The following is a 24,972-nucleotide window of genomic DNA, read 5'->3' on the forward strand; positions in this document are numbered from 1 at the left end:
ATATCAGACACATCACCTCCCGGGGGACGTAATGGGACGAAACAGAGCCGCATGGGCGACGGCGATCGCGATCATGGCCACCACCCTGGGCGTGGCGGCGATCCCGGCCGAAGCCACCACGACCACCACCTCCCAGGCCACGGCCTGCCCCACCGGCTGGGGCAGTCTGGCCAAGACCCGCTCCTCCGCCACGTCGGAGTCGGTGACGAACATCAGGACCGGCCGGCACGCCTGCTTCGACCGCATGGTCGTCGACGTTCCCGGCGCGGCCACCAGCGGCCTCGGCTACTCCGTCAGGTACGTCAGCCGCCTCCACCAGGACGGTTCGGGCCACCACATCCCCGTCGGCGGCGGAGCCGTCCTCGAGGTACGGGTGGCCGCCCCCGCCTACGACCCCGAGACCGGGAAGCCGACGTATCCCGTGCGGGCCGGTCAGCGGCTGGCGGGCGTGGACCTCAAGGGCTACCGCACCTTCCGGGACGCTCGGTTCGCCGGCAGTTTCGAAGGGGACACGCAGATCGGGCTCGGCCTGCGGGCGCGGCTGCCGTTCCGGGTGTGGGTCGCGACCGACCGGGTCGTGGTCGACGTCGCGCACAACTGGACCGGGGCGCGCTGAGGCACGTGCGGCTTCTCGGCAGGCAGCGGCTTCTCGGCAGCCTTGCCCTTTACCGCCTGGCGTCGGCGGACGTGAGGAAGACGCCGGTGAGTGGCGCGTGCGTGGTCCAGCCAAGCGACTTGTACAGGCCCTGCCCCTCAGCCGTCGCGGCGAGCACTCCAGTCCGCGCGCCTGCCGCGATCGCCGCGTCGGCCAAGGCGTGCATCACTGCCCGCCCAAGGCCCCGTCGACGGTGGGCAGGTGCGGTCTCTATCTGGTCGAACACGACAGAGCCGGCGCGGGCAGTGGCCGCGACCTGGCCGTGGGCGGCGAAGGCGCCGTCCATGTCGCGGACGAGGGCGCGGATGACATCACCCCGGCTCCACGTGCGCAGTCGGTAGCCGGGAGGGAGGTCCGTCAGGGACGTGTGCAGGGATGCCGACATCAGGAAACCGGGGTCGTCGAAGGTCCATGCGGGTGTGAGCCAGGGGGATATGACCTCCGGGGCCACGAGTACCTTGAGCCAGGTGGCAGGCGCTGTCGTCGTCTCCACGAGGCCGCGGATGACCGCCTCGTCGGCGTGCGGCAGGACATGTCGGGTCACCTGCCCGGGTAGCCCGACATCGACGGTGAACCCCCAGGGCGCTTCCATCGGAGGGGCGGCCCCACGCGAGGTGGCCCAGCCTTCGACCCAGGCTCGCACGATTTCGGTATCCATAGGCCCTCCGCATGTAATGGGTGCCAGCGATCAAGGCACATTACGCGCTAGGAGGTGCCGGCGGGATCAGGGCTTCGAGGCGGTCAACCCGTCCCGTCCCTGATATTCCCGCAGCTTCCGGTACAGGGTCGCCCGGGCGATCCCCAACGCCGCCGCGGCGCGGGCCTTGTTGCCGCCGTGGCGGCGCAGCGCCTCCAGGATCGCGGCCCGTTCGGCGAGCTCCATCGGGCTGAGGCTGCGGCCCGCGGGTCCCTCCCGGACGGGATCCGGCAGTTCGCTGCGCCGCACCGGTCCGAAGACCCGGCGCTGACTCGCGAGCGCCCGTACGAGGTGGGCGAGTTCGGTGACGTTGCCGGGCCAGGGATGCTGTTCCAGGGCCCGCAGCGCATCCAGTGTCCAGGTCAGCGGCGGGCTGCCGGGAGCAGGTCTGGGCGCCAGGGCGGGGAGCAGCTCCCTGATGTCCTCGGGGCGTTCCCGCAAGGCAGGCAACGTCACCGAGCGGGCCGCGAGCGTGTCGAGGAGGCGCTGGAGGCAGGGGCCCGGCGGGGTTCCGGGCGTGTACGTGGCGACCAGGCGGGCGTCCGGGCACTCGTCCAGGAGCGAGTTGAGGGCGGCGACGTCCGGCTGGGCCAGCCGTTCGGCGTGGCGCAGCAGCAGTGGGCGGTCGCCCGCCGACTCGTTCCCCTTGAGGTCGAGTTCGGGTGACTCGGCGGCGTCCACGACCAACGGGGCCGTGCCGTCGAGGAGTTCGAGAGCGAGCGTCGTCTTGCCCGTCCCCCGCTCGCCCACCACCAACAGAGGTCCCGCGGTACGCGCCAGCGCCGCCGCCCGCGCGACCACGTGCCGCCACGGCACCGAGCCTCCCACCAGCGCAGCGGCCGGGCACGGGGGCGACGGCACGGGCTCCACGGGACAGGGCTCCAGCACCGCGACAAGACCGAGGGGGCGGCCTTCATGCCGTACCGGAGTGATCTCGACCGTGCACCCGGCGTCCTCGGGGAGCTGGATCTCGTACGACTCGTCTGTCGCCCTGCGCTCCAACGCCTCCAGCACCTGCGGCGAGGCAAGGCGCACCGCCGCCTCGCTGACCAGGCGGTTGCGGCCGTCCAGCGCGACGACCGCACGCTCGCGCCCGCGCGCGGCACGCTCATAGGCGTCGAGCAGGACGCGTTCCGCGCTACGCGCGCGTGCCCGCAGTTCGGCCTCCACCGCCGTGGCCGCCGCCTCGGCGAGGGCGGCGCCGGGATGCGGCCGGCAGCCGGCGCACAGGCCAGAGGCGACCGTCACCGTGCCAAGTGCCTGGCCGGTCTCCGGGGAGAGCAGCGGCACGCTGACCGCGGAGACGTCCTGCCACACGTCGAGGAAGTGCTCGGGACCGTGCACCTCAGCCCGACGCAGGGTGCGCAGGGCGAGCGCGGCGCTGTTGTGGCCGACCTCCCGCTCGGAGAGGTCGCGGCAGGTGTCGTCGCCGGGCGCGCTGCCTGCCGACCACAGCACCCTGAGCCGCTCGTCGGTGAGCACGAACGCGGACCCTGCGGCGTCGAGGGCCGGGGCGAGGCGGGTCAGCACGGGACGCGCCGCCTCCAGCAGGAGGGAGTCGGCCGGGCCTGTGCTCAACTCCCGTACCGGACCGCCGAGATCGTGCCGTACGCCGAAGAAGCGGGCGCGCCGCCAGGCCGCGACGACGTCGTCCGGCACGCCGTCCGGGAGTGGGCGGCCCGTCAGGAACCGCTGGCGGGCCTGGCGGAGCGGGGCGAGGGCAGGGGGATGTTCCACGGTGGTCATGGCGTCCTCACCGTATAGGGGGCGTCACGCGCGGGGCGACGGTGGGTTGTCTCGTAATGAGACACCCACGATCGACGACATCGCTCCATGATCTTGAAAGATCGGAGTCTGTTCTCATCTCCTGGAGCGTTCTGTCGTGCACACCGTCGTCGAGACCGATGTACTGATCGTGGGCAGTGGCCCGGCGGGCGCGTCGGCCGCGCTCGCCCTGAGCACCTACGGCGTGCGCAACATGGTCGTCACCCGGTACGCGCGTCTCGCCGACACCCCTCGTGCGCACATCACCAACCAGCGCACCATGGAGGTGCTGCGCGATCTGGGCGTCGAGGAGGACGTGGTCGCCAAGGCGACGCCCCAGCACCTGATGGGCAACACGACCTTCTGCACCAGCCTGGCCGGCGAGGAGCTGGGCCGGGTCCGCTCCTGGGGCAACGACCCGCTCGTGCAGGCCGCGCACGAGCTGGCCAGCCCGACGCGGATGTGCGACATGCCGCAGCACCTGATGGAGCCGGTGCTGATGGACGCGGCGATCGCGCGCGGCACCGACCTCCGGTTCAGCACCGTCTACAAGTCCTTCGTCCAGGACGAGGGCGGGGTGACGGTCACGGTCGAGGATCGGCTGCGCGGCGACGAGTACCGGATCCGCGCCAAGTACCTGATCGGCGCGGACGGCGGCCGGTCGAAGGTCGCCGAGGACGCGGGGCTGCCGATGGGCGGGCAGATGGGCGTCGCGGGCAGCATCAACATCGTCTTCGACGCCGATCTGAGCAAGTACACCGCGCACCGCCCCTCCACCCTCTACTGGGTGCTCGCCCCCGGCGCCACGGTCGGCGGCATCGGCGCGGGTCTGGTGCGCAACGTCCGCCCCTGGAACGAGTGGCTGATCGTCTGGGGCTACGACGTCACCGCGGGCGCCCCCGACCTCACCGAGGAGTACGCCCTGTCCGTCGTACGGCAGCTCATCGGCGATGACGAGATCCCGGTGACCATCAAGTCGTCCTCGGCGTGGACCGTGAACGAGATGTACGCCGAGACGTACGCCAACGGCCGCGTCTTCTGCGCCGGTGACGCCGTGCACCGTCACCCGCCGTCCAACGGGCTCGGCTCCAACACCTCCATCCAGGACTCCTACAACCTGGCCTGGAAGCTGAAGCTCGTCCTCGACGGGGTCGCCTCGCCGAAGCTCCTCGACACCTACGACGCCGAGCGGGCTCCGATCGGGAAGCAGATCGTGACCCGCGCGAACAAGTCCATCGGCGAGACCGCCCCGATCTTCGAGGCGCTGGACGGGCTCTCGCCGCAGACGCCCGAGCAGCTGTGGGCCAACATCGCCGCCCGCAAGGACGCCACGGAAGCGGCCGAGAAGCAGCGGGCCGCGCTGCGCGAGGCGATCGCCTTCAAGGTGTACGAGTTCAACGCGCACGGCGTCGACCTCAACCAGCGCTATCCCGCCGAGAGCTCTGTCGCGGTCGTCCCGGACGGCACGCCCGACCCCGGCTTCACCCGCGATCCCGAGCTGCACCACCAGCCCACATCCCGCCCCGGCGCCAAGCTCCCGCACGCCTGGATCACCTCGGGGACCCGGACCCTGTCCACCCTCGACACCGTCGGCAAGGGCCGCTTCACGCTGCTCACCGGCATCGGCGGCGACGCGTGGGAGCGGGCCGCCGCGGCCCAGCCCCTCGACATCGCCACGGTGGTGATCGGACCGGGGCAGGAGTACGAGGACCCGTACGGCGACTGGGCGGGCCTGAGCGAGATCTCCGACGCGGGCGCGCTCCTCGTACGCCCCGACGGGTATGTGGCGTTCCGGCACGCCGGCGCGGCCGACGACGCCGAACAGTTGCTCACGGACGCGCTGCGGCGGATTCTCGGGCACGGTTGAGATGGGCGCCCAGGAGGCCGGAGAAGGACAGAGAGCCGGGAAGGAGCCGACATGACCGGCGAACCGACGGTCACCGACGAGGCCGTCGCCAGTCTGCGCGGGACCGCCGATCCACGCCTGCGGGAGCTGCTGTCCGGCCTGATCCGGCATCTGCACGCCTTCGCGCGGGAGTCGCGGCTGACGCAGGAGGAGTGGGAGCGGGCGATCGGGTTCCTGACCGCGACCGGGCAGGCGTGCACGGACACCCGGCAGGAGTTCATCCTGCTGTCGGACGTGCTCGGGCTGTCGATGCTCGTGGAGACGATCAACGAGCGGCAGGGCGCGGGCGCCACCGAGTCGACGGTGCTGGGCCCGTTCCACATGACCGAGTCGCCGGTCCGGGAACTCGGCGCGAGCATCGACCTGGTCGGTGACGGAGAGCCGTGCGTGGTCAGCGGCCGGGTGCTGTCCAGGGACGGCGGTCCGCTGCCCGGCGCGGTGATCGACGTCTGGCAGGCCGACGCGCACGGCTTCTACGACGTGCAGCGCCCGGACGTGCAGCCACCGGGCAACGGGCGGGGCCTGTTCACGGCGGACTCCGAGGGCCGCTTCTGGTTCCGTACGTGCGTGCCGAGCCCGTATCCGATCCCCACGGACGGCCCGGTCGGCGACCTGCTGCGGGCCACCGGTCGGCACCCCTACCGCCCGGCCCACATCCACTTCATCGCCTCGGCCGCCGGCCACACGCCGGTGACCACGCACATCTTCGTGGCAGGCAGCGAGTACCTGGACTCCGACGCGGTGTTCGCCGTCAAGCCGAGCCTGGTGCAGGACTTCGCGACGGCCGACGACCCTTCCCTGGCCCGGGAGTTCGGCGTCGACACCCCCTTCCGGCACGCCCGGTTCGACCTCGTGCTGGAGCCGGCGTGACAGGCTTCCTCGACTTCTCGTACGAGAGCCGGCCCGTACGGGTCGTCTTCCGGCCCGGTGCGGCCGTGGCGGCGACGCCCGGTGAGGCCGAACGCCTCGGTCTGCGGCGGCTGTTGGTGGTGTGCGGTGCACGCGGGGCGGACACGGCCCGGGCGGTCGCGGACGCGCTGGGCCCGGCCTGTGCGGGTCTGCACGCCGAGGCGCGGATGCATGTGCCCGTGGAGGTCGCCGACCGGGCGGTCGAGGTGGCCCGCGCGGCGGGCGCCGACGGGTGCGTGGCGGTCGGCGGCGGCTCGTCGATCGGGCTGGGCAAGGCGATCGCCCTGCGCACCGGACTGCCCCTCATCGCGGTGCCGTCCACCTACTCCGGCTCGGAGATGACCGACGTCTGGGGCCTGACCGAGCACGGCGCCAAGCGCACCGGCCGCGACCCGAAGGTGCTGCCCCGCAGCGTCGTCTACGACCCCGACCTCACCCTCTCCCTGCCCGTACCGCTCTCCGTGACCAGCGGCGTCAACGCGCTCGCGCACGCCGTCGAGGCGCTGTACGCGCCGGACACCTCGCCCCTGGTGGCGCTGATGGCCGAGGAGGGCGTACGGGCGATGGCGCGGGCGCTGCCGGAGGTGGCCGCGCGGCCGGCGTCCGTTCAGGCGCGCGGGCGTGCCCTGTACGGCGCCTGGCTGTGCGGGTCCTGCCTGGGCGCCACCACCATGGGCCTGCACCACAAGCTGTGCCATGTCCTGGGCGGCACCTTCGGCCTGCCGCACGCCGAGACGCACACCGTGGTCCTGCCGTACGCCCTGGCCCACAACGCGCCCGCCGCGCCGGACGCCGCCGCCACCATGGCCCGCGCCCTGGACGCCGACGACGCGCCGACGGCCCTGTGGGAACTGTCCGGACGTCTCGGCGCCCCCCGCTCCCTCGCCGAACTGGGCCTCGCCGAAGCCGACTTGGCCACGGCCGCCGCACAGACCGCGGGCCAGGCGTACGCCAACCCCCGCCCGGTCACGGCCGACGGCGTGCTCGCACTGCTGCGCGCGGCGTTCGAAGGCGCGCCGCCGACCACTGCCGTCCAGTAATCCCCCTGATTCGCCCCCCACTCCCCTTCCCCCCCCTCGAAGAAAGGTGATCGCCATGCCCCTCGGACTGCTCAGGAGTCGACGCTCCCGGGGGGTGCCCACCGCGGCGTTTCCCGTGCCGTCCGGTGCGGGCGGCGTGGCCCGTGAGGTCGTGGATCCGGTGGGCCTGCCGATGCGGGGCGCCGATGTGACGGTGACGGCGATGGACTCGCACGAGGTCGTGGTGCGGGGCACCACGGATCCGTACGGGCTGTTCTTCGCCGCGCTTCCGCCGGGCCACTACGGCCTGCGGATCACGGCCGAGGGGCTCACCCCGCACCAGGAGACCGTGGACGTCATCGGCGGCACGACGCCTCCCCCCGCGCAGGTCCAGCTGACGTCGGGACGCCAACTGGATCTCCCGGTGCCGGGTACCTGGCTCTTCGACCCGCCGCACACGGCGATCCGGTTCATCGCCAAGCACGTCGGCATGGCGCACGTCCACGGCCGTTTCGAGCGCTTCACCGGCGGCATACGCGTCGAGCCCGACATGGGCGCCTCCCGGGTGTCGGTGCGCATCGAGGCCGCGAGCATCACCACGGGCAACAACACCCGGGACAACCATCTGCGCTCCGGCGACTTCCTGGACGTCGAGCGTTACCCGTACATCGACTTCACCAGCACGCGTTTCGCGTACCGGGGCGGCACCAAGTGGACGCTCCACGGCTCCCTGACCATGCACGGGATCAGCCGCTCGGTCGAGCTGGACACCACCTATCTCGGCTCCGTCAACGGCGGCTACGGCGAGGAGCTGCGGTGCGCGGCCCTGGCCAAGGCGGAGCTGCACCGTGAGGACTACACGCTGAACTGGCGCAGCATGCTCGCGCGCGGTATCGCGGTGGTGGGTCCCACGGTCCAGCTGGAGCTGGACGTACAGGCGATGTACCGCACGCACGACACCCCGACGCCGCCCGAGTAGGCCCTCACAGCGGGTAATGGGCCGGTGTCGGGTTACCTCACGCGACGGTTACGGTTCGCTCAACCTCTGGTTGCGACGCGGTGATCGGGTGACTATGGGGACATGACACTGGCCCAGCGCGCCATGGAACAACTGGAAGTCTGGCCCGATCTGAGTGCGGGCCCGGCCAGTTGCGGCGCAGGGCGGGCTCTGAGCTCCGTCCACAGCGAGATCGTGCACTTCCACTCCGAGCGGGACGTGGACCTGCATCTCACGCTCGCGGCCATCCAGCGCATCCACGGCGACCTCAAGGAGTCCACCGCGGTCAGGCTGGTGCCGGGCTCCCGCTGGGTGACCGTGCACCTGGACTGCGACGCGGACGTGGACCTGCTGATGAGCCTGGTCAGCGTCGCCCTCAAGGCCCATCAGACGGGGCCGTCCCCCGTCGGCCACCAGGCCCGGTCCGCGTGCAACTTCCGGCGCGTCACGGTGCTGCCCCGCGCCGAGGCCGGGAGCTGCTGAGCCTCAGCTCTCGGACCCGGAGTCGTCCTCCCCCGCCTCCAGCAGACCCGCGGCCGCGCCGACGATCCGGGGATCGGCGGTGCCGACGACCTCCTCGTCCTTGTCGCCGTAGTCGAAGCGGGCCAGCACACTGCGCATGGCCTCGACGCGGGCCCGCTTCTTGTCGTTGCTCTTCACCACCGTCCAGGGCGCGTGGTCGGTGTCCGTCTCGCGGAACATGGCGACCTTGGCGGCGGTGTAGTCGCCCCAGCGGTCCAGTGACGCCAGGTCCATCGGGCTCAGCTTCCACTGGCGTACGGGGTCGACCTGGCGGATGGTGAACCGGGTGCGCTGCTCGCCCTGGGAGACCGAGAACCAGAACTTGATCAGGTCGACGCCGTCGTCCACGAGCATCCGCTCGAAGGCGGGCGCCTGCCGCATGAAGCGCCGGTACTCGTCGTCGGTGCAGAAGCCCATCACGCGCTCCACGCCGGCCCGGTTGTACCAGGACCGGTCGAACAGCACGATCTCGCCTGCGGTCGGCAGATGCTCCACATACCGCTGGAAGTACCACTGCCCGCGTTCACGCTCGGTCGGCTTCTCCAGGGCCACCACACGGGCTCCGCGCGGGTTGAGGTGCTCCGTGAACCGCTTGATCGTGCCGCCCTTGCCGGCCGCGTCCCGTCCCTCGAAGACGATGACGAGACGCCGCCCGCTCTCCTTGATCCAGCTCTGCAGCTTCAGCAGTTCGATCTGCTGGAGTCGCTTGTGCCACTCGTACTCCGGGCGCTCCATGCGCTGCTCGTACGGGTAGTTCTCGCGCCAGGTGTCCACCGGGCTGCCGTCCGGCCTGATCAGTACGGGGTCGTCCTGATCGGTGTAGTCGACGTGCAGCCCTGACAACAGTTCGGTTTCCATACACCGATGCAAGCGAGCGCTTTCGTACGCCCGGCTAACCCCAGGCAAAGATCAGCTATAGGAGACGTCCGATGTGCTGTACCGGCAGTGATTGCCGTCGGGTCCGCTGCCGGTCTCGCGGGGCTCGTCGCCGCTGTCGTTGCCCTGGAAGCGGTCACAGACGGTGATGTCCCGGCCGCTGTCGCCGGTGATCGTCACGCCCGACAGGGTGGCCGTGTCGCCGTAGTTGGCGTTGATCCCGGCGATGGCGTTGCCGGGGCCGGTCACCCTCACGCCGCTGATGACGACGTGGCGTCGGTACTGGGTGTCGCAGTTGCCACACGAGCGGTAGAGCTTGCCGAAGTCCGCGACCTGGAAGTTCGTGATGGTCACCGTCCCGGCGCCGTTGTGCTGGAAGACCTTGTCGTCCGCGTGCCGCGCACCGCCGCCGAGGACGCGGTACGTCGCCGCCGCGGACGCCCCCTTGAAGGTGGCCGCGTCCTCGCCGACGTCCTCCCACCACACGTTCTGCAGCGTGCAACTGCCCAGGCAGTGCACCCCGTCGGCCGCCGGGGCTCCCAGGACCACGTTCTTCAGGGTCGCCCCGTCGGCGAGTTCGAACAGCGGGTCCTGGTCCTCGTCCTGGCCGTCGCCGCCGAGGGCTCCCGAGCCGTGGAAGCGCTTGAGGCCGCCGTCGTAGCTGCCGGAGACCTCGATGGTGGCGGTCACCGGCCGGTCGGTGGTGGGGGTGGGCCAGGCGGCGAAGGTGGTGGAGGTGCGGGCGGCGGCGGTCGGCTTCGCGGAGGGGGTGGCGCTCTTGCGGGGCGTCGCCTTCGAAGGGGACGGGGACGCCGACGACTTGGATGGCGACGGCGAGGCGGAGGTGGGCGTCGAGGACGCGGTCGGGCGGGGGCCGCTCGCCTCCTGGAGCGTCGGGTTCCCGCCCTTCGCCGTGTCCGCCCCGGAGTCGGGCCTGGCCATCAGCAGTACGGCCGCCGCGATCACGGTGATCGTCAACGCACCGATCAGCAGGGGGCGGCGGTCGGGTCTCCTGCGGTGCTGACTGCGCCTGCGCGGGGTCGTTCCGGTACTCATGCGGTGGCTCTCGTTCGGTCTCGGAGAGGCGGCGGGAAGCCTCCTCGACCGACAGTCGCCGCCGAACGCTCAGAGGTTGCCGATCAGTCTCCCGGCGAGATCACCATGATCGGGTCACGGTGACCGAGTCACCGCGATGTGGACTCGACGAGCCGGGCAAGGTTGGCCAGCGCCATGCGCGTGCCCGTCTCGTTGTCCTCGGCGGGCACGGCGTCGGGGAGGCCCTCGTGCACGACGAGGACGTCCGTGCCGCCGTCGGCGTCGGTGAGGGTGGTGGTCATCGTCATCGTGCCGCCCAGGGCGGGATCGTCGGTCTCGAACTCGACCTCCTCGACCACCCGCTCGTCCGGCACCAGCCGCACGAAGTGACCGTGATAGGTGTCGGTGTGCGCGTCCGACTTCCCGGTCCCGGTCGGCAGGTCGTAGGTGAGCGAGACACGGAACGCCCCTCCCTCACGGGCGTCGAACGCGTGCACCCGGGCGGTCATACCCTCCGGCACCCGCCACCGCGCGACGGCGTCCGCGTCCAGCAGGGCCCGGTAGACGGCCGCACGCGAGGCGTTCACATGCCAGGAGACCCGGGTCGAGTACATGGCCTCACGATAGTGCTGCGCATGGTGCGCCGCTCCCCGGACGGGAAGGGTTGGATGTGTGTGACGTCCGCGTTCCGACCCCTCCCGAGAGGCGGCACCCATGCCCGTCATCGACGCCTGGATGCAGCATCCGACACCGCGTCACGCCAACCACGAGATGTTCGAGTCGCTGCGCCGGTGGACCGGCATGGAGACACTCGACAAGCCGCTGCCGGTCGAGGTCACCGTGGCGGCGCTGGAGGCCGCGGACGTGGAGATCGGCCTCGCCGCCGCCTGGTACGGGCCGCAGGGGGCGCTGATCGACAACGACGAGGTGGCCGCCTTCGTCGAGCAGTCCGGCGGGCGACTGCGTGGAGTGGCGGGCGCCGATCTCGCGCGGCCGATGGCCGCCGTACGGGAACTGCGGCGCGCCGTCGAGGAGTTGGGCTTCGTGGCGCTGCGCGTCATCCCGTGGCTGTGGGAGCTGCCACCCACGGACCGGCTGTACTACCCGCTGTACGCGGCGTGCGTGGACCTCGGCGTGCCGTTCTGCACCCAGGTCGGCCACACCGGACCGCTGCGGCCGTCGGAGACGGGGCGGCCGATCCCGTACATCGACCAGGTCGCGCTGGACTTCCCCGAGCTCACCATCGTGTGCGGGCACATCGGCTACCCGTGGACGACGGAGATGATCGCGGTCGCCGACAAGCACGCGAACGTCTTCATCGACACCAGCGCCTACACCGCCCGCCGCTATCCGCCGGAACTGGTGGAGTACCTGCGCGGCCGGGGCCGCCACAAGGTCCTGTTCGGCTCCAACTACCCGATGATCACGCCGAGTCGGGCCCTGGAGCACCTCGACGCCCTGAACCTGGACGAGGAGACGCGGGAGCTGTTCCTGCACGGCAACGCCCGCCGCGTCTTCGCCCTCTGACGACGGCCCCGAAGCCCGGCTCAGCGCACCAGACAGGGCCGCTTCGCGTCGAAGGTCCAGCCGTCGACCAGGTACTGCATCCCGATCGCGTCGTCCCGGCCCGACAGCGCCTTCTCCTTGTACAGCTCGTGAGCGGCGAGGAGCCGGTCCATGTCGACCCGGACTCCCAGCCCGGGCGTGTCCGGTACGGCGACCTCGCCGCCGCTGATCCTGGGCGGTTCCACGGTGAGCCGTTCCCGTCCCTCCTGCCAGATCCAGTGCGTGTCCAGGGCGTTGTACTCACCGGGGGCGGCCGCTCCGCACTGCACCATCATCGCCAGGGAGATGTCGAAGTGGTTGTTGGAGTGGCAGCCCCAGGTCAGCCCCATGGCGTTGCAGAGCTGGGCGACCCGCACAGACCCCTGCATGGTCCAGAAGTGCGGGTCGGCGAGCGGGATGGAGACCGACTGCAGGGCCAGGGCGTGGGTGAGTTGCCGCCAGTCCGTGGCGATCATGTTGGTCGCCGTGGGCAGTCCGGTGGCCCGGCGGAACTCCGCGAGGATCTCCCGGCCGGAGTAGCCGCCCTCCGCCCCGCAGGGGTCCTCGGCGTAGGCGAGCGTCCCGACGAGCGGGCGGCACAGCTCGACGGCCTCGCGCAGCGACCAGGCGCCGTTGGGGTCGAGGGTGATCCGCGCCTCGGGGAAGCGCTCCTTGAGCGCCCTTACGGCCTTGACCTCCTCAAGGCCCGGCAGGACACCGCCCTTGAGCTTGAAGTCACGGAAGCCGTAGTGGTCGTAGGTGGCCTCGGCCTGTCGGACGATCGCCTCGGGGGTCAGCGCCTCCTCGTGCCGGACGCGGTACCACTCGACGGTCGAGCCGGGGTCGCGGACGTAGTCCAGGTCGGTGCGGTCCGGGTCGCCGACGTAGAAGAGGTAGCCGAGCACCCGTACGGCGTCGCGCTGTTGGCCGTCCCCGAGCAGGGCGGCGACCGGGACCTCCAAGTGCCGGCCGAGCAGGTCGAGGAGGGCCGACTCGACGGCGGTCACCGCGTGCACCGTCGTCCGCAGGTCGAAGGTCTGCGCGCCGCGACCGCCCGAGTCGCGGTCGGCGAACGTCGCCTGGATCGTGCGCAGGACGCGCTTGTAGTGGCCGACGCGGGCGCCGACGACGAGCGGTTCGGCGTCGCGCAGGGTCTGGGTGATCTTCTCCCCGCCGGGCACCTCGCCCAGGCCGGTACGGCCCTCGGAGTCCTCCAGGACGACGACGTTGCGCGTGAAGTACGGGGCGTGCGCCCCGGAGAGGTTGAGGAGCATCGAGTCGCGGCCGGCGACCGGATAGACGGAGAAGCGGGTGACGACGGGCTGACTCATGACTGGGCGGGTGCCGATCTCGTGAGGGGGGTGATGGGTGGTCAGATGCTGAGGGCGTCCAGGACCTGTTCCAGGACGAGTACACCGCCCAGGCCCAGGATCGCGAGCACCGTCGTGTAGGTCGTACGGGCCTTGATGGCGTCCAGCACGGACAGGTTGAAGTACTCCTTGAACATCCAGAAGCCCGGGTCGTTGACGTGGGAGAAGGCGATCGAGCCGCAGGAGACGGCGAGCACCATGACCTCGGGGTGTACCCCGCTGCCCGCGAGCAGGGGCAGGGCGACACCGGAGGCGGTGACGACGGCGACGGTCGCGGAGCCGAGGGCCACGCGGAGGATGGCGGCGATCAGCCAGGCCAGGATGATCGGGGAGATGGACCAGCCGTCGGTCGCGTCCTTGATGTAGTCGGATATCCCGCCCTCGACAAGGATGTTCTTGAAGGCGCCGCCCGCGCCGATGACCAGCAGGATCATCGCCATCGCCTGGGCGGCCTCCTTGCACGAGGCGCTGACCTCGGCCAGGCTGCGGCCGATGCGCGGGCCGAACGCCCAGATCGCCACGAGGAGGGTGAGCAGCAGGGCGATCGGCGCGGAGCCGATGAAGGCGATGAGGTGCAGCAGGCCGTTGTCGCCGGAGGCCGCCAGGTCGGTCACCGCGGCGCCGGCGATCAGCACCACGGGCAGCAGGGCGACGGACAGCGACCAGCCCAGGCCGGGCATGTCGTCGTCCTCGAAGACCCGCTCGCTCACCAGGCCCTTGGGGATGGACGGGTTCATCGCCCGCACGAAGGGCAGCCGCGGCCACAGCAGGGCGATGAAGGCGCCGACCGGGACGGCGATGAACAGGCCGTAGAACAGGGTCAGTCCGACGGACGCGTGGAAGGTGGCGGCCACCGCGGTGGGGCCGGGGTGCGGCGGCAGGAAGCTGTGCATGGTGGACAGGGCGATCGACATGGGCAGCCCCACCCACAGCAGGTTCGCCCGGGTGACGCGGACGAGGGTGAAGGCGATCGGGACGATGATGACGAAGGCGACCTCGTAGAACATCGTCACGCCGATGAGCATGGCCGTGAGCACCATGGCCACCTGGACCCAGCGGGGCCCGCACACCTGAAGGAGCTTGCCGGCTATGCGCTGGGCGGCGCCGGAGTCCCCCATCACCCGGCCGACCATGGCACCGAGGCCGATGGTGAGCATCGTGTCGCCTATCTGGCCGCCGATGCCCTCGGCGAGCACGTCCGGGATCTTCTCCACCCCGATGCCCTGCACCAGGCCGACGCCCACGGCCACCAGGAGCAGGGCGGCGAAGCCGTTCAGCCTGAGTTTGGTCATCAGGAAGAGCAGGACCAGGACACTGATCCCGACCACCACGAGCGGCATATGTCGGTTCTCCTTTGAACGTCGGCCGCTTCTGTTCAACCCATTGAATGGGGTCCTCACATGAAGACGCCGTCTACATATGAAGACGGAGATTATGGTCGTGGATGGTCAAGGTCAATGGGTCTGCGCCGGTGGATTCACTCGGCGGCCGACGCGAAGGCCTGCCAACCGCTCCAGTGCTGGACGGTGATCACGATCACCGGTCCGTCCGGCGGCTGCCGCCGGTACTGGGGGTATTTCTGCCGCAGCAGCTCGATGGCGGCGGCGTACTCGCCGGGTGCGTCCGGTGGTTCGGGTGCGTCCGGTGGTTCTGGTGCGTCGGATGATTCAGGTGAGTCGGGTACGTCGGGCGGCAGGATCCGCGCGCCGCCGTCCGCCCTGACCCACCACAGGCGGTCCCAGTCGTCGTCGTACGCGTCCACCAGCAGGCAGACGGCCGGGCGGACGGCGATGTTGTGCAGCCGCCTGAGATGCCGCGACCGCTTCGGCTTGCCGTCCACGGCGGTGACGATCTCGTCGCCGCGCACCGCGAAGACGACCGGCACCAGATGTGGACGGCCCTCGGGGTCGACCGTCGCCAGCCGCGCCACGGGCGCCGCGGCGAACCGCCCGCGTGCCTCGCCCCACTCCAAGTCCGGCATGTCGGCTCCCTCGGTCCCGGCGGTACGCCCTGCCCCGTCTCGGGTACCCCTATCCGTGTAACGCCCTCCTCAGGGACGACTCGGCGGATCAGGTGGTACCGATGGTCGGTGACCCGGACGACGACATCGAGACACGCCGGAGCGGTGGCAGCGGCCATCGAGCGGTGCCGCACACGGCCGACGTGCGGATCGAGGCGTGGGGCGCGAGCCGGGAGCGCTGCCTGGTGGAGGCGGCGCTCGGGATGGTGGAGTGCTTCGCGGACCTCACGGCGGTACGGCCCACCTCGGTGGAGCGGGTGCGCCTGGACGAGGACAGCGACGAGGAACTGCTCACCGCACTCCTCGACGAGGTCGTCTTCCGCCTCGACGTGGACGGCCGGGTGCCTGTCGACCTGGAGGCCGACACCACGGACGGCGACCTCGACGTACGGCTGGCACTCGCCGACCTGGCGGACGTGGAGGTAACCGGCGCCACGCCGAAGGGAGTCTCCTGGCACGGGTTGCACATCGGGCCGGGTCCGTACGGGTGGTCGTGTGCGGTGACCGTGGACGTGTGAGACGCGTGAGGGATACGGCCGTACAGCCGCCGCCCTGAGGGCCGTACGACCGCCCGCGACACCAGGCCTCCCCTCCCCTCCCTCCCCCAAGGGACCTCAGCCCTTCACCACCCCCAGCGGCACCAGCCGGGCCACCGTCCGGCACAGCCCTGCGCCCTCGCTCGCGGCCACGACCTCGGCGACGTCCTTGTACGCCTCGGGCGTCTCCTCCGCGAGGCCCCGCAGCGACCGTGGGCGCACCGCGATACCCGCCGACTCCAGTCGGGCGCGCAGTTCCCGGCCGCTCACCGCGCGGGCGGCCCGGTGGCGGCTGAGGACCCGGCCCGCGCCGTGGCAGGTGGAGGAGAACGCGTCTCCGCCGGCCACACCGACCAGGACGTACGAGGCGGTACCCATGGTGCCGGGGATCAGCACCGGCTGGCCGACCTCGCGCAGGTCGTCGGACAGCTCCGGATGACCGGGCGGGAAGGCGCGGGTCGCGCCCTTGCGGTGGACGCACAGGGTGCGGCGGGCTCCGTCCACCGGGTGGGTCTCGATCTTGGCGAGGTTGTGGGAGACGTCGTACACCAGCGACAGTCGGGTGCCCGCGGTGTGGCGGAAGACGCGGCGGGTCGCGTCGGACAGCAGCTGGCGGTTGGCGCGGCCGTAGTTGGCGGCGGCCGCCATCGCACCGAGGTAGTGCTGCCCCTCCGGCGACTCGACCGGCGTGCAGGCCAGTTGGCGGTCGGGGACGTCGATGCCGTGGCGGGACATGGCGCGGTCCATCAGCCGGACGTGATCGGTGCAGATCTGGTGGCCGAGGCCGCGGGAACCGCAGTGGATCATCACGCAGACCTGGCCGACGGCGAGCCCGAACGCGGCGGCGGCCGTCGCGTCGTACACCTCGTCGACGCGCTGCACCTCCAGGAAGTGGTTGGCGGACCCGAGGCTGCCGACCTGGCCGAGGCCGCGCTCCCGTGCCCGTGCGCTCACCTGGTCCACGTCGGCGTCCGCGACCGCGCCGCCGTCCTCGCAGCGGGTCAGGTCGCGCTCCTCGCCGTGGCCCTCCCGCACCGCGTACCGGGAGCCACCGCGCAGGATCCGCTCCAGCCGGCCGGGGCCGCTCAGGTGCCACACCCCGCCGGGCCCGGCGCCGCGCGGGATCGCCCGGTCCAGGCCGTCCATCACGGCGGGCAGCGCCGACGCCAGCGCCTCGCCGTCGGTGTCGGCTGCGAGCAGGCGCACGCCGCAGGAGATGTCGAAGCCGACCCCGCCGGGCGAGACGACCCCGCCGTCGGCCACGTCGGTCGCGGCGACGCCGCCGATGGGGAAGCCGTACCCCCAGTGGATGTCCGGCATGGCGTACGACGCGGTGACGATGCCGGGCAGCGTGGCCACGTTGGCCACCTGCTCCAGCGACTTCTCGGCGTCCCTCAGCAACGCCCGGGACGCGAAGACCACGCCCGGCACCCGCATCCGACCGTGCGGGTCCATACGGAAACGGTAGGGAGCCTCCTCGACCAGTTCCATGACAGCCTCCCGCACCTCGCCCGACGCCCCCTCCCCCCTTGCGCCCGGCACGCAGGTGCGGGGTACCCGCGCGGGGGCGTCCGTATCGCGCTGGGCGGGGCGGTTCACCGGCGGCCGTCCCTCGGTGATGCACCGGGGGCGTTCCGCAGGGATTCCGGGGGCCTCGGCGGTGCACCGGGACCCGCCCAACGGCAGCTCAAGGGCGGCCCGTCCCGCGCCTCGCCCGACGACCCCCTTGCGCCCAGCACGCGGGGTACCCGGGATACCCGGGCAGGGGCGTCCGTATAGCGCCCGGCACGGCGGTTCACCGGAGGCGGCCGTCCCACAGGGGTTCACCAGGGGCCCCCGGCGATACACCGGGACCCGCCCGCCACAGCTCAAAAGCCCGCCCCACCGCAGCCCCCCGCAGGCCATCCCGCAGGGAGCCACCGACGGGCCGCCCGGACAGAGCCACCCGCCCCACAACCTCGTACCGTTGAGTCATGAGCGGCGGCACGGTGACGCTCTTCCTCTGCGGTGACGTGATGCTCGGACGCGGCGTCGATCAGATTCTGGCCCGGCCCGGCGATCCCGGGCTGCGGGAGGGGTACGTCACGGACGCCCGGGACTATGTGAGCATGGCGGAGGCCGTGAGCGGGCCGATCCCGGCGCCGGTGGATCCGTCCTGGCCGTGGGGCGAGGCGCTGGGGCTGTTGGAGGCGAGCGCGCCGGACGTCCGGGTCGTCAATCTGGAGACGTCGGTCACGCGCAGCAACGCGTTCGAGCCCGGGAAGGCCGTCCACTACCGCATGCATCCGGCCAACCTCCCCGCCCTCACCGTGGCCCGGCCCGACGTCTGCGTGCTGGCCAACAACCATGTGGGGGACTTCGGCCGACCGGGCCTTGAGGAGACCCTCACCGTGCTGCACGGCGCAGGTCTGCGGACGGCGGGCGCGGGGCGCAGTGCCGAGGAGGCGTACGCGCCCGTCGCGCTCCCGCTCCCCCACGGCGGCCGCGTGCTCGTCTTCGCCCTCGGCGCCGCCAACAGCGGCATCCCGCCCGGCTGGGCCGCCACGGCCGACCAGCCCGGCGTCGCCCATGTGCCCGAACTCTCGCCGACCCCGGCCGCCGCCGCGGTACGGCACATCCGGCAGGTGAAGCGGGCCGGCGACATCGTGGTCGTGTCCGTGCACTGGGGATCCAACTGGGGCTACCTCGTCCCCCGCGACCAACGCCGCTTCGCGCACGCCCTGGTGGACGGCGGCGCCGACATAGTCCACGGCCACTCCTCGCACCATCCCCGCCCCGTCGAGCTCTACCGCAACCGGCTCATCCTGCACGGCTGCGGCGACTTCATCGACGACTACGAGGGCATCCCCGGCTACGAGGAGTACCGCGACGACCTGCGCATCGCCTACTTCGTGACGGTCGCGGCGGACACCGGCGCCCTCACCGACCTGCGCATGTCACCCCTGCGCGCCCGCCGGATGCGCCTGGAACACGCGCCGCCCGAGGACCGCGCCTGGCTGCGGAGCACCCTCGACCGCATCAGCTACGGCGCCCACCTCACCCTGGGCGCGGACGGCGCGCTCACCCTGACGAAGGGCGCCGCCCGAGCCGCTCAGTGAGCCTCCCCAGCCGCCCGAGCCACCGTGCCCCTCACTCGCCGCGCAGCGCCTCCAGCACATCGGCGTCGGTCAGCTGACCGAAGTCCTGGTACCACTCGCCCACCGAGCTGAACAGCCTCGGCTCGTGCAGGCAGACGAACTCGTCGACCTCCCGGCGCAGTTCCTCGGCCGCCTCCGGCGCACAGACCGGTACGGCCAGCACCAGGCGCTCGGGCTCCCGGTTGCGTACGGCGCGCACGGCGACCCGCGCGGTCGAGCCGGTCGCGACCCCGTCGTCGACCACGACGGCGGTACGGCCGTGCAGCTCCGGAGCCGGCCGGCCCTGCCGATACCGCTCCTCGCGCCGCCGCAGCTCCTTGCGCTCCCGCTCCACCACCGACGCCAGATCGGCCTCGCTCAGCCCCAGCCGGTACAGCGTCGTTTCGTCGAAGAGCGGAGGGTCGTCGCCCGCGAGCGCGCCGACCCCGAACTCCTCATGGAACGGGGCGCCGATCTTGCGTACGACGAGCACGTCCAGCGGGGCCTCCAACACCTGGGCGATCTCCCGGGCGACCGCGACGCCGCCTCTGGGCAGCGCGAGGACGACGGGGTGCGCGAGGGTGCCCTTGTCCTGTCGGATGCGCAGCTGCTCCGCCAGCTCCCGCCCGGCCTCCTGGCGGTCACGGAACTGCATGGGCTTCCCCTTCCGTCCGTTTCCGTCCGTCGCCGCGTACCCCACCCACAGGAACCGGACACACCACGGCGCTCGCCGGACACACCGCAGCAGTCCCGCCTTCCCCCTCCGCACGGGTCTGGACCCCCTGACGGACCTCGCCTAGGGTTCCCAACAGCAAGCGCTTTCTAGCCTGACCATGCCAAGTCGGACCTCCCCCTTCAGTCGGACCTCCCCTTCAGTCATGTGTGGAAAGGAAGCGTCTCGTGCCGCACCACGACTCGCCCCGCTCGCCCCGCTCATCCCGCTCGTCCCACCTGTGGACCCGCAAGTCCTTCCTGCGAGGAATGGCCGCCGCGGGAGCGGCCCCACTGCTGCCGGGCCTCCTCCCCGCGGCCGCGACCGCCGCGCCGGACCGTCCCGACTTCCCGCTGGTGCGCGGCGGCACCGCCGTCGATGTGTACGTCGACGGTGCCGACGACCCCGCGGTGATCCGCGCGGCCGGCGATCTCGTGGCGGACGTCGAACGGGTCGGCGGAGTACGGCCGGAGCTGCGCCACACCCTTCCGGAGACGACTGCCGCAGGCCTCGTCCTGATCGGCACCCTCGGCGCCAGCCCTGTCGTCGATCGGCTCGTCGCGCAGGGACGCCTGGACGTCACGCGGGTGAAAGGGCGCTGGGAGGCGTCGGTGACGCAGGTGGTGGAGCGTCCGCTGCCCGGGGTGGAGCGGGCCCTGGTGATCGCGGGCAGTGACCGGCGCGGCACCGTCTACGGCATCTACGACACGTCGGAGCGCATCGGGGTCTCCCCGTGGTACTGGTGGGCCGATGTCCCCGTGCCCCGACGCGACACGGTGACCGTGCCCGCGGGACCGCTCAAGCGGTACGAGCCGTCGGTGCGTTACCGGGGCATCTTCATCAACGACGAGCAGAACCTCACCACTTGGTCGCACCGCACCCAGGAGCCGGACAAGAACATCGGCCCGGAGACGTACAAGCGCGTCTTCGAGCTGCTGCTCCGCCTCAAGGCCAACTACCTGTGGCCGGCGATGCATCCGTACTCCGACTTCTTCAACAAGCACCGCGAGAACCCCGAACTGGCCGACCGCTACGGCATCGTCGTCGGCTCCAGCCACCCCGAGGCCCTGCTGCGCAACGGCGTCCACGAGTGGGAGCCGTGGGCGCGGGAGCATCCCGGCCCGGACGGCACCCTGCCGGTGTACGACTACACGGTGAACCCGGCCGTCATCTCCGACTACTGGAGAGCCCGGGCGAGGCAGAACGCCGGGTACGAGAGCAGCTGGACGATCGGGATGCGCGGGCTGCACGACAGCGCCCTGGAGACCAAGTACGCGACGACGATCCGCGAGAAGGTCGCGGTGATGAACGACATCATCGCCGACCAGCGCCGCATCCTGGCCGAGGAGGTCGGGGCGGCCGTCGAGCCGCAGATCTTCATCCCGTACAAGGAGGTCCTGGAGCTGTACAACGCGGGCGTCCAGGTCCCCGACGACGTCACGCTGATCTGGCCGGACGACAACCACGGCAACATGCGCCAGCTCCCGAACGACGCCGAGCGCAGCCGTACGGGTGGCAACGGGATCTACTACCACCTCTCCTACTGGGGCCGCCCGAAGAGCTATCTGTGGCTCGACACCACCCAACTCGCCAAGGTCTGGCAGGAGTTGCGGCGGGTGTACGAGCACGGCGTCGACCGGATGTGGATCTTCAACGTCGGTGACATCAAGTCGATCGAGACCGGGCTGTCCTTCTCGATGGACATGGCCTGGGACGTGGACCGGTGGGGTGCCGACGACGTCGAGGACTTCCTCGCGGAGTGGGCCGGGCGGCAGTTCGGGCACCGCCACGGTCGGGAGATCGCCGCCATCCGCACCGAGTACTACCGGCTCGCGGCCGAACTGCGCCCTGAGTTCATCGCCGGCGGACTGATCTCCACGGTCCATCACGGCGACGAGGCGGGCCGCCGCATGGCCGCGTACGAGCGGTTGCTGGAGCGGATCCGGGCCCTGGAGGCCAAGCTGCCCGAGGCCTACCGGGACGCCTTCTACGAACTGGTCGAGTACCCGGCGCACGGTGCGTACTTGATGAACCTGAAGTACTACTGGGCGGACCGCAACGCGCTCGCGGTCCGGCAGGGACGCGGGGCCGGGACCAACCGTTTCGCCGACCTGGCCGAGGCGGCCCATGCCGAGGAGGCGGCGCTCACCAAGCGGTACAACACCGAGGTGGCGGGCGGGAAATGGGACGGGATCGTCAACCCGTACCCGTCGCAGATCCCGAAGGCCCCGGGCCGCCCGGCGGTCACCAGGATCGCCCGGCAGGAGACCTCGGGGCTGGGTGTGGCCGCCGAGGGCAACCAGACGGGGGCGGACCGGCCGTTGTCCTTCTCGTCCTACACCCGGGACCGGCGTTTCCTCGACGTCTTCAACACCGGTTTCCTGCCGCTGGACTGGTCGGCCGAGGCGAGCCGTCCCTGGGTGCTGCTGAGCACGGCGGGCGGTTCGGTGGCCGAGCAGACCCGGGTGTGGGTGGAGATCGACTGGGCTCGGATTCCCGAGGGCACGTACGACGCGACGATCGCCGTCAGCGGGGCCGGGCAGCGGGTCGAGGTGCCGTTGCGGGTGGTCAACGACGGTGAGCGGGGGCGGCGACGGGCGCGTGGGTTCGTGGAGGCCCACGGGTACGTCTCGATCGACGCCGTGCACGCCGACCACCGGGTGGCGCGCGGTGGGGCCCGCTGGCGTGTGGTGCGCGGGCTGGGTCGCCGTACCGGCGCCATGGAGGCGGTGCCGTCGACGGCGGCCCCGGTGACCGACGAACTCGCCGCCAGGGCACCGGAGTTGAGATACCGGGTGCGCTTCGGCGGCACCGGTCGCTTCCCGGTCACCGTCTTCCGGCTGCCCTCCCTCGACGAACGCGGCCACCGCCGGCTGGCCCTCGCGCTCGACGACCAGCCGGCCACCGTCCTCACCGGCCAGGCCGTCGCCACCGGCAACCGGGGCGACGCCTGGGCCCGCAATGTGGAGGACGGTGTGGAGAAGCTGACCGCGACGGTGACGGTGAGCGAGCCCGGCGAGCATGTGCTGCGGCTCTTCATGGTCGATCCGGGTATCGCCGTCGACCAGATCGTCGTCGACACCGGTGGGCTGCCGGTCAGCTATCTGGCCCCGCCGGAGAGCTTCCACCCGGTGTTCAACCCCGACCCGGACGGTACGCCGGGCCGGTAGCCCTCCCGCTCCTTCTACTCGATCTACTCGATGGTCCAGCCGACGCCGCCGACGCCCGTGCTGTAGATGGGGCAGACGGCCGACGACTCGTTGTACTGGCCGGGAGCCAGCGTCACCCACTGGCCGGAGACGTCGAAGGCCCTGCCGCAGACGACCTCGGCGCGGAAGGTGACGGTGCGGTCGGTGTTGTTCTTGCAGCCCGCGATGCCATGGTCCGGGTTGTTGTTGTGCACCCAGCCGTCGCAGTCGACGGTGCCCGCCATGGTCGCGGCCTCGCCGGACGCCGCGGCCTGGGCGGGGGCGGCCATACCGCCGACGGTGAGGGCCAGGGCCGAGACCGTGGTGGCCAGGCCGGCTGCGAAGATGCTCTTCCTGCGATTCATGCGTGTCCCCGTGATGTCGTGGTTCCGTTCGGAGTTGCCACCCTCAGTGAAGGTCAGTGGCGCTCCGGCGGGAACCTCGGACATCCGAGGGTGGCTCCCGGGTCACCCGCCCGCCGTACCGGGCGTGTCGGCCTCGTTCCAGTCGTACGGCCCGCCGCCGCGCCACTCGATCAGCTCGGCGTCGTCGACGGCCCGGTCCTCGGTGGGCAGGTCCGCGCGATGCACCAGGTCCAGCACGTCGAACAGGCTGTACGCGGTGCCCGCAGGCTTGCCGTGGATGGTCACCTGCCGCCCGCCGTCCGACGCGGGCGGCAGGACCACCACGGGGGGACGCGTGTTCATGCCACCACCATGCGCTCTGGAGGGCCCGTACGCAGCCCGGCGTGCCGGACGAACTCGCTCGTCCGTCCGTTGCGCCGGTTCGGGCCAGCTCTCAGCGTTGGTACAGCCCGACAAGTGTTCCGCTGGCCAACTGCTGCTGGTCGAGCACCCGGTGTGCCTCGTCCGCCGTGGCCGCTTCCGGGATGGAGACGTGGCCCGGGAGGGCGTAGAGGCGGAAGAAGTACCGGTGCGCCCGGTCGCCGGCCGGGGGTTGCGGACCGCCCCAGCCCCACTGCCCGTAGCCGTTGGTGTGCGGGTGGCCGCCCGGGGCCGCCCAGCCCGTCGGAAGCCCCTCCGTGCGCGGATCGATGCCGGTGACCAGCCAGTGGACGAAGGTCCCGGACGGCGCGTCCGGGTCCTCGCACAGCAGGGCCAGCTCCACGGCCTCGTCGGGCACTCCGGACCAGGTCAGGGGCGGGGAGACGTTGTCCCCCTCCATGGCGTGGCGACGCGGGATCGTCTCGTGGTCGTCGAACGCGGAGCTCTTGAGGTCGATGCCTGTCATGCGCGCCGCAGTACCCCTTGGGGCGCGGACCACACGTGATGCCGGGGAGTCGGCCCGACTAAGGCGCCCACCAGGGAGAACACCGCCGCGCCCACGATTTACGGTTGCGCGTCGTTTCGCCGTGGGCCACGCCGGGAACCCGGCCGCTGCGCCGACCTGGAGGGAGCAGCGCCGTGTCATTCCGCGACCGTACCCACGCCGGACAGGAACTCGCCCTGCGGCTGATCGAGTGGGCCGGCTCCGGCGACCTCGTCGATCCGCTCGTGCTGGCCCTGCCGAACGGCGGCGTGCCCGTCGCCGCGGAGGTGGCCCGTGGGCTGCACGCCCCCCTGGACGTGCTGGTCGCCCACGAGATCAGCACCCCGATCCGGCCCGAGACGGTCATCGGCGCGATCGTCGGCGACGATCCGCCGCTGTACGACCGGCAGAGCCTCGCCATGATGCATCTGTCCGAGGACCGGCTCGGCGATGTCATCGCCCGCGAGCGCACCGATCTGCAACGCCGCGAGTACGCCTACCGTGGCCGCCGCCCGGCCCCCTCCGTCGACGGGCGCACGGTCGTCCTCGTCGACGACGGCCTGACCACCGGCCTGACCGCCCTGGTGGCGCTGCGTTTCCTCCGCCGCCACGGTCCGGCCCGGCTGCTCCTGGCGGTCCCCGTCGGCAGCCCACGGACGACGGCCGCCCTCCGCACCGAGTGCGACGACCTGGTGTGCCTGGAGCAGCCGCCGTCGCTCCACGCGGTCGGTGAGTGGTACGAGGACTTCGGTCAGGTCTCCGACGGGCAGGTCGCGGACACTCTGCAGGCGTTCCACGCCACGGCGTGACGCGGGCCGGTCACCGCGGCCGTGACA

24 protein-coding genes are annotated in these 24,972 nt (G+C 71.6%); 11 read left to right on the forward strand and 13 right to left on the reverse strand.

Annotated features, from left to right (window positions below; all coding sequences use genetic code 11):
• The first annotated feature begins 31 nt into the window (after positions 1 to 31).
• Entirely contained in the window at positions 32 to 616 is a 585-nt protein-coding gene (locus ACIA8X_RS38620) for a hypothetical protein (protein WP_393459827.1), read from the forward strand.
• A 49-nt stretch (positions 617 to 665) separates the two neighbouring features.
• Here the strand turns inward: ACIA8X_RS38620 and ACIA8X_RS38625 are convergent, their stop codons facing one another.
• Together ACIA8X_RS38625 and ACIA8X_RS38630 are read right to left on the reverse strand one after the other, a co-directional pair.
• A complete protein-coding gene (locus ACIA8X_RS38625; RefSeq protein ID WP_393459830.1) occupies positions 666 to 1,313 on the reverse strand; it encodes a GNAT family N-acetyltransferase in 648 nt (215 codons plus the stop codon).
• 66 nt (positions 1,314 to 1,379) lie between these two features.
• Positions 1,380 to 3,098, reverse strand: coding sequence for a helix-turn-helix domain-containing protein (locus ACIA8X_RS38630; RefSeq protein WP_393459833.1), 1,719 nt, complete (start codon positions 3,096 to 3,098; stop codon positions 1,380 to 1,382).
• Between the two features lie 136 nt (positions 3,099 to 3,234).
• On the opposite strand from ACIA8X_RS38630, the gene ACIA8X_RS38635 reads away from it, so the two are divergent.
• The 5 genes from ACIA8X_RS38635 (at position 3,235) to ACIA8X_RS38655 (ending at position 8,430) form a co-directional block, all read left to right on the forward strand.
• Entirely contained in the window at positions 3,235 to 4,983 is a 1,749-nt protein-coding gene (locus tag ACIA8X_RS38635; RefSeq protein ID WP_393459836.1) for an FAD-dependent oxidoreductase, read from the forward strand.
• 51 nt (positions 4,984 to 5,034) lie between these two features.
• Entirely contained in the window at positions 5,035 to 5,892 is an 858-nt protein-coding gene (locus tag ACIA8X_RS38640; protein ID WP_393459839.1) for an intradiol ring-cleavage dioxygenase, read from the forward strand.
• Positions 5,889 to 6,971: a maleylacetate reductase gene (locus tag ACIA8X_RS38645; RefSeq protein ID WP_393459841.1), complete on the forward strand. Its 1,083-nt coding sequence runs from the start codon at positions 5,889 to 5,891 to the stop codon at positions 6,969 to 6,971. The genes ACIA8X_RS38640 and ACIA8X_RS38645 overlap by 4 nt, the downstream gene beginning before the upstream one ends.
• Before the next feature lie 55 nt (positions 6,972 to 7,026).
• A complete protein-coding gene (locus tag ACIA8X_RS38650) occupies positions 7,027 to 7,929 on the forward strand; it encodes a YceI family protein (protein ID WP_393459844.1) in 903 nt (300 codons plus the stop codon).
• 102 nt (positions 7,930 to 8,031) lie between these two features.
• A complete protein-coding gene (locus ACIA8X_RS38655; RefSeq protein WP_393459847.1) occupies positions 8,032 to 8,430 on the forward strand; it encodes a luciferase family protein in 399 nt (132 codons plus the stop codon).
• A gap of 3 nt (positions 8,431 to 8,433) precedes the next feature.
• Here the strand turns inward: ACIA8X_RS38655 and ppk2 are convergent, their stop codons facing one another.
• The 3 genes from ppk2 to ACIA8X_RS38670 all read right to left on the reverse strand — a co-directional run bounded on the left by ppk2 (position 8,434) and on the right by ACIA8X_RS38670 (position 10,994).
• Positions 8,434 to 9,327 (reverse strand): polyphosphate kinase 2, encoded by an 894-nt coding sequence (gene ppk2 / locus ACIA8X_RS38660; RefSeq protein WP_393459850.1) that lies wholly within the window; start codon positions 9,325 to 9,327, stop codon positions 8,434 to 8,436.
• A 51-nt stretch (positions 9,328 to 9,378) separates the two neighbouring features.
• Positions 9,379 to 10,401 (reverse strand): pectate lyase, encoded by a 1,023-nt coding sequence (locus ACIA8X_RS38665; protein ID WP_393459853.1) that lies wholly within the window; start codon positions 10,399 to 10,401, stop codon positions 9,379 to 9,381.
• Between the two features lie 128 nt (positions 10,402 to 10,529).
• A complete protein-coding gene (locus ACIA8X_RS38670; protein WP_393459856.1) occupies positions 10,530 to 10,994 on the reverse strand; it encodes an SRPBCC domain-containing protein in 465 nt (154 codons plus the stop codon).
• Positions 10,995 to 11,094: 100 nt separating this feature from the next.
• Between ACIA8X_RS38670 and ACIA8X_RS38675 the strand changes: the two genes are divergently transcribed.
• Complete coding sequence (locus tag ACIA8X_RS38675) at positions 11,095 to 11,907, forward strand: amidohydrolase family protein (protein ID WP_393459859.1); 813 nt, start codon at positions 11,095 to 11,097, stop codon at positions 11,905 to 11,907.
• Between the two features lie 20 nt (positions 11,908 to 11,927).
• On the opposite strand, the gene ACIA8X_RS38680 is transcribed toward ACIA8X_RS38675, so the two are convergent.
• The 3 genes from ACIA8X_RS38680 to ACIA8X_RS38690 form a co-directional block, all read right to left on the reverse strand.
• A complete protein-coding gene (locus ACIA8X_RS38680) occupies positions 11,928 to 13,256 on the reverse strand; it encodes an enolase C-terminal domain-like protein (protein WP_399460260.1) in 1,329 nt (442 codons plus the stop codon).
• Positions 13,257 to 13,297: 41 nt separating this feature from the next.
• On the reverse strand, positions 13,298 to 14,695 hold the full coding sequence (locus ACIA8X_RS38685; protein WP_393459865.1) for a gluconate:H+ symporter: 1,398 nt from the start codon (positions 14,693 to 14,695) through the stop codon (positions 13,298 to 13,300).
• 77 nt (positions 14,696 to 14,772) lie between these two features.
• Positions 14,773 to 15,276: a TIGR03668 family PPOX class F420-dependent oxidoreductase gene (locus ACIA8X_RS38690; RefSeq protein WP_393459868.1), complete on the reverse strand. Its 504-nt coding sequence runs from the start codon at positions 15,274 to 15,276 to the stop codon at positions 14,773 to 14,775.
• Positions 15,277 to 15,377: 101 nt separating this feature from the next.
• Between ACIA8X_RS38690 and ACIA8X_RS38695 the strand changes: the two genes are divergently transcribed.
• On the forward strand, positions 15,378 to 15,833 hold the full coding sequence (locus ACIA8X_RS38695) for an archease (RefSeq protein WP_393459871.1): 456 nt from the start codon (positions 15,378 to 15,380) through the stop codon (positions 15,831 to 15,833).
• 96 nt (positions 15,834 to 15,929) lie between these two features.
• Here ACIA8X_RS38695 and ACIA8X_RS38700 read toward each other — a convergent pair whose 3' ends face one another.
• Positions 15,930 to 17,342 carry an RtcB family protein gene (locus tag ACIA8X_RS38700; RefSeq protein ID WP_399460261.1) on the reverse strand — a complete coding sequence of 471 codons (1,413 nt, stop codon included), beginning with the start codon at positions 17,340 to 17,342 and terminating at the stop codon, positions 15,930 to 15,932.
• 482 nt (positions 17,343 to 17,824) lie between these two features.
• Between ACIA8X_RS38700 and ACIA8X_RS38705 the strand changes: the two genes are divergently transcribed.
• Positions 17,825 to 18,949 carry a CapA family protein gene (locus ACIA8X_RS38705; protein WP_393459877.1) on the forward strand — a complete coding sequence of 375 codons (1,125 nt, stop codon included), beginning with the start codon at positions 17,825 to 17,827 and terminating at the stop codon, positions 18,947 to 18,949.
• A gap of 31 nt (positions 18,950 to 18,980) precedes the next feature.
• Here the strand turns inward: ACIA8X_RS38705 and ACIA8X_RS38710 are convergent, their stop codons facing one another.
• Entirely contained in the window at positions 18,981 to 19,622 is a 642-nt protein-coding gene (locus ACIA8X_RS38710) for a phosphoribosyltransferase (protein WP_393459880.1), read from the reverse strand.
• A gap of 326 nt (positions 19,623 to 19,948) precedes the next feature.
• Between ACIA8X_RS38710 and ACIA8X_RS38715 the strand changes: the two genes are divergently transcribed.
• Positions 19,949 to 22,849: a glycosyl hydrolase 115 family protein gene (locus ACIA8X_RS38715; RefSeq protein WP_399460306.1), complete on the forward strand. Its 2,901-nt coding sequence runs from the start codon at positions 19,949 to 19,951 to the stop codon at positions 22,847 to 22,849.
• 23 nt (positions 22,850 to 22,872) lie between these two features.
• Here ACIA8X_RS38715 and ACIA8X_RS38720 read toward each other — a convergent pair whose 3' ends face one another.
• From ACIA8X_RS38720 to ACIA8X_RS38730, 3 genes are all read right to left on the reverse strand, one after another.
• Positions 22,873 to 23,232 carry a hypothetical protein gene (locus ACIA8X_RS38720; RefSeq protein ID WP_393459883.1) on the reverse strand — a complete coding sequence of 120 codons (360 nt, stop codon included), beginning with the start codon at positions 23,230 to 23,232 and terminating at the stop codon, positions 22,873 to 22,875.
• A gap of 102 nt (positions 23,233 to 23,334) precedes the next feature.
• Positions 23,335 to 23,574, reverse strand: coding sequence for a hypothetical protein (locus tag ACIA8X_RS38725; protein WP_393459886.1), 240 nt, complete (start codon positions 23,572 to 23,574; stop codon positions 23,335 to 23,337).
• Positions 23,575 to 23,665: 91 nt separating this feature from the next.
• Positions 23,666 to 24,118: a YbhB/YbcL family Raf kinase inhibitor-like protein gene (locus tag ACIA8X_RS38730; protein ID WP_399460262.1), complete on the reverse strand. Its 453-nt coding sequence runs from the start codon at positions 24,116 to 24,118 to the stop codon at positions 23,666 to 23,668.
• 173 nt (positions 24,119 to 24,291) lie between these two features.
• On the opposite strand from ACIA8X_RS38730, the gene ACIA8X_RS38735 reads away from it, so the two are divergent.
• Positions 24,292 to 24,945, forward strand: coding sequence for a phosphoribosyltransferase (locus ACIA8X_RS38735; protein ID WP_399460264.1), 654 nt, complete (start codon positions 24,292 to 24,294; stop codon positions 24,943 to 24,945).
• Positions 24,946 to 24,972: the final 27 nt, after the last annotated feature.

The organism is Streptomyces sp. NPDC051738, assembly GCF_044453205.1.
GTDB lineage: Bacteria > Actinomycetota > Actinomycetes > Streptomycetales > Streptomycetaceae > Streptomyces.

Bases quoted from the DNA above. Each gene is read 5' to 3' on its own strand.
- ACIA8X_RS38675 (WP_393459859.1), top strand. From the start codon at position 11,095: ATGCCCGTCATCGACGCCTGGATGCAGCATCCGACACCGCGTCACGCC.
- ACIA8X_RS38665 (WP_393459853.1), bottom strand. From the start codon at position 10,401: ATGAGTACCGGAACGACCCCGCGCAGGCGCAGTCAGCACCGCAGGAGA.
- ACIA8X_RS38620 (WP_393459827.1), top strand. From the start codon at position 32: ATGGGACGAAACAGAGCCGCATGGGCGACGGCGATCGCGATCATGGCC.
- ACIA8X_RS38655 (WP_393459847.1), top strand. From the start codon at position 8,032: ATGACACTGGCCCAGCGCGCCATGGAACAACTGGAAGTCTGGCCCGAT.
- ACIA8X_RS38630 (WP_393459833.1), bottom strand. From the start codon at position 3,098: ATGACCACCGTGGAACATCCCCCTGCCCTCGCCCCGCTCCGCCAGGCC.
- ACIA8X_RS38720 (WP_393459883.1), bottom strand. From the start codon at position 23,232: ATGAATCGCAGGAAGAGCATCTTCGCAGCCGGCCTGGCCACCACGGTC.
- ACIA8X_RS38670 (WP_393459856.1), bottom strand. From the start codon at position 10,994: ATGTACTCGACCCGGGTCTCCTGGCATGTGAACGCCTCGCGTGCGGCC.
- ACIA8X_RS38690 (WP_393459868.1), bottom strand. From the start codon at position 15,276: ATGCCGGACTTGGAGTGGGGCGAGGCACGCGGGCGGTTCGCCGCGGCG.
- ACIA8X_RS38725 (WP_393459886.1), bottom strand. From the start codon at position 23,574: ATGAACACGCGTCCCCCCGTGGTGGTCCTGCCGCCCGCGTCGGACGGC.
- ACIA8X_RS38650 (WP_393459844.1), top strand. From the start codon at position 7,027: ATGCCCCTCGGACTGCTCAGGAGTCGACGCTCCCGGGGGGTGCCCACC.
- ACIA8X_RS38695 (WP_393459871.1), top strand. From the start codon at position 15,378: ATGGTCGGTGACCCGGACGACGACATCGAGACACGCCGGAGCGGTGGC.
- ACIA8X_RS38710 (WP_393459880.1), bottom strand. From the start codon at position 19,622: ATGCAGTTCCGTGACCGCCAGGAGGCCGGGCGGGAGCTGGCGGAGCAG.
- ACIA8X_RS38705 (WP_393459877.1), top strand. From the start codon at position 17,825: ATGAGCGGCGGCACGGTGACGCTCTTCCTCTGCGGTGACGTGATGCTC.
- ACIA8X_RS38680 (WP_399460260.1), bottom strand. From the start codon at position 13,256: ATGAGTCAGCCCGTCGTCACCCGCTTCTCCGTCTATCCGGTCGCCGGC.
- ACIA8X_RS38700 (WP_399460261.1), bottom strand. From the start codon at position 17,342: ATGGAACTGGTCGAGGAGGCTCCCTACCGTTTCCGTATGGACCCGCAC.
- ppk2 (WP_393459850.1), bottom strand. From the start codon at position 9,327: ATGGAAACCGAACTGTTGTCAGGGCTGCACGTCGACTACACCGATCAG.
- ACIA8X_RS38730 (WP_399460262.1), bottom strand. From the start codon at position 24,118: ATGACAGGCATCGACCTCAAGAGCTCCGCGTTCGACGACCACGAGACG.
- ACIA8X_RS38640 (WP_393459839.1), top strand. From the start codon at position 5,035: ATGACCGGCGAACCGACGGTCACCGACGAGGCCGTCGCCAGTCTGCGC.
- ACIA8X_RS38715 (WP_399460306.1), top strand. From the start codon at position 19,949: ATGGCCGCCGCGGGAGCGGCCCCACTGCTGCCGGGCCTCCTCCCCGCG.
- ACIA8X_RS38625 (WP_393459830.1), bottom strand. From the start codon at position 1,313: ATGGATACCGAAATCGTGCGAGCCTGGGTCGAAGGCTGGGCCACCTCG.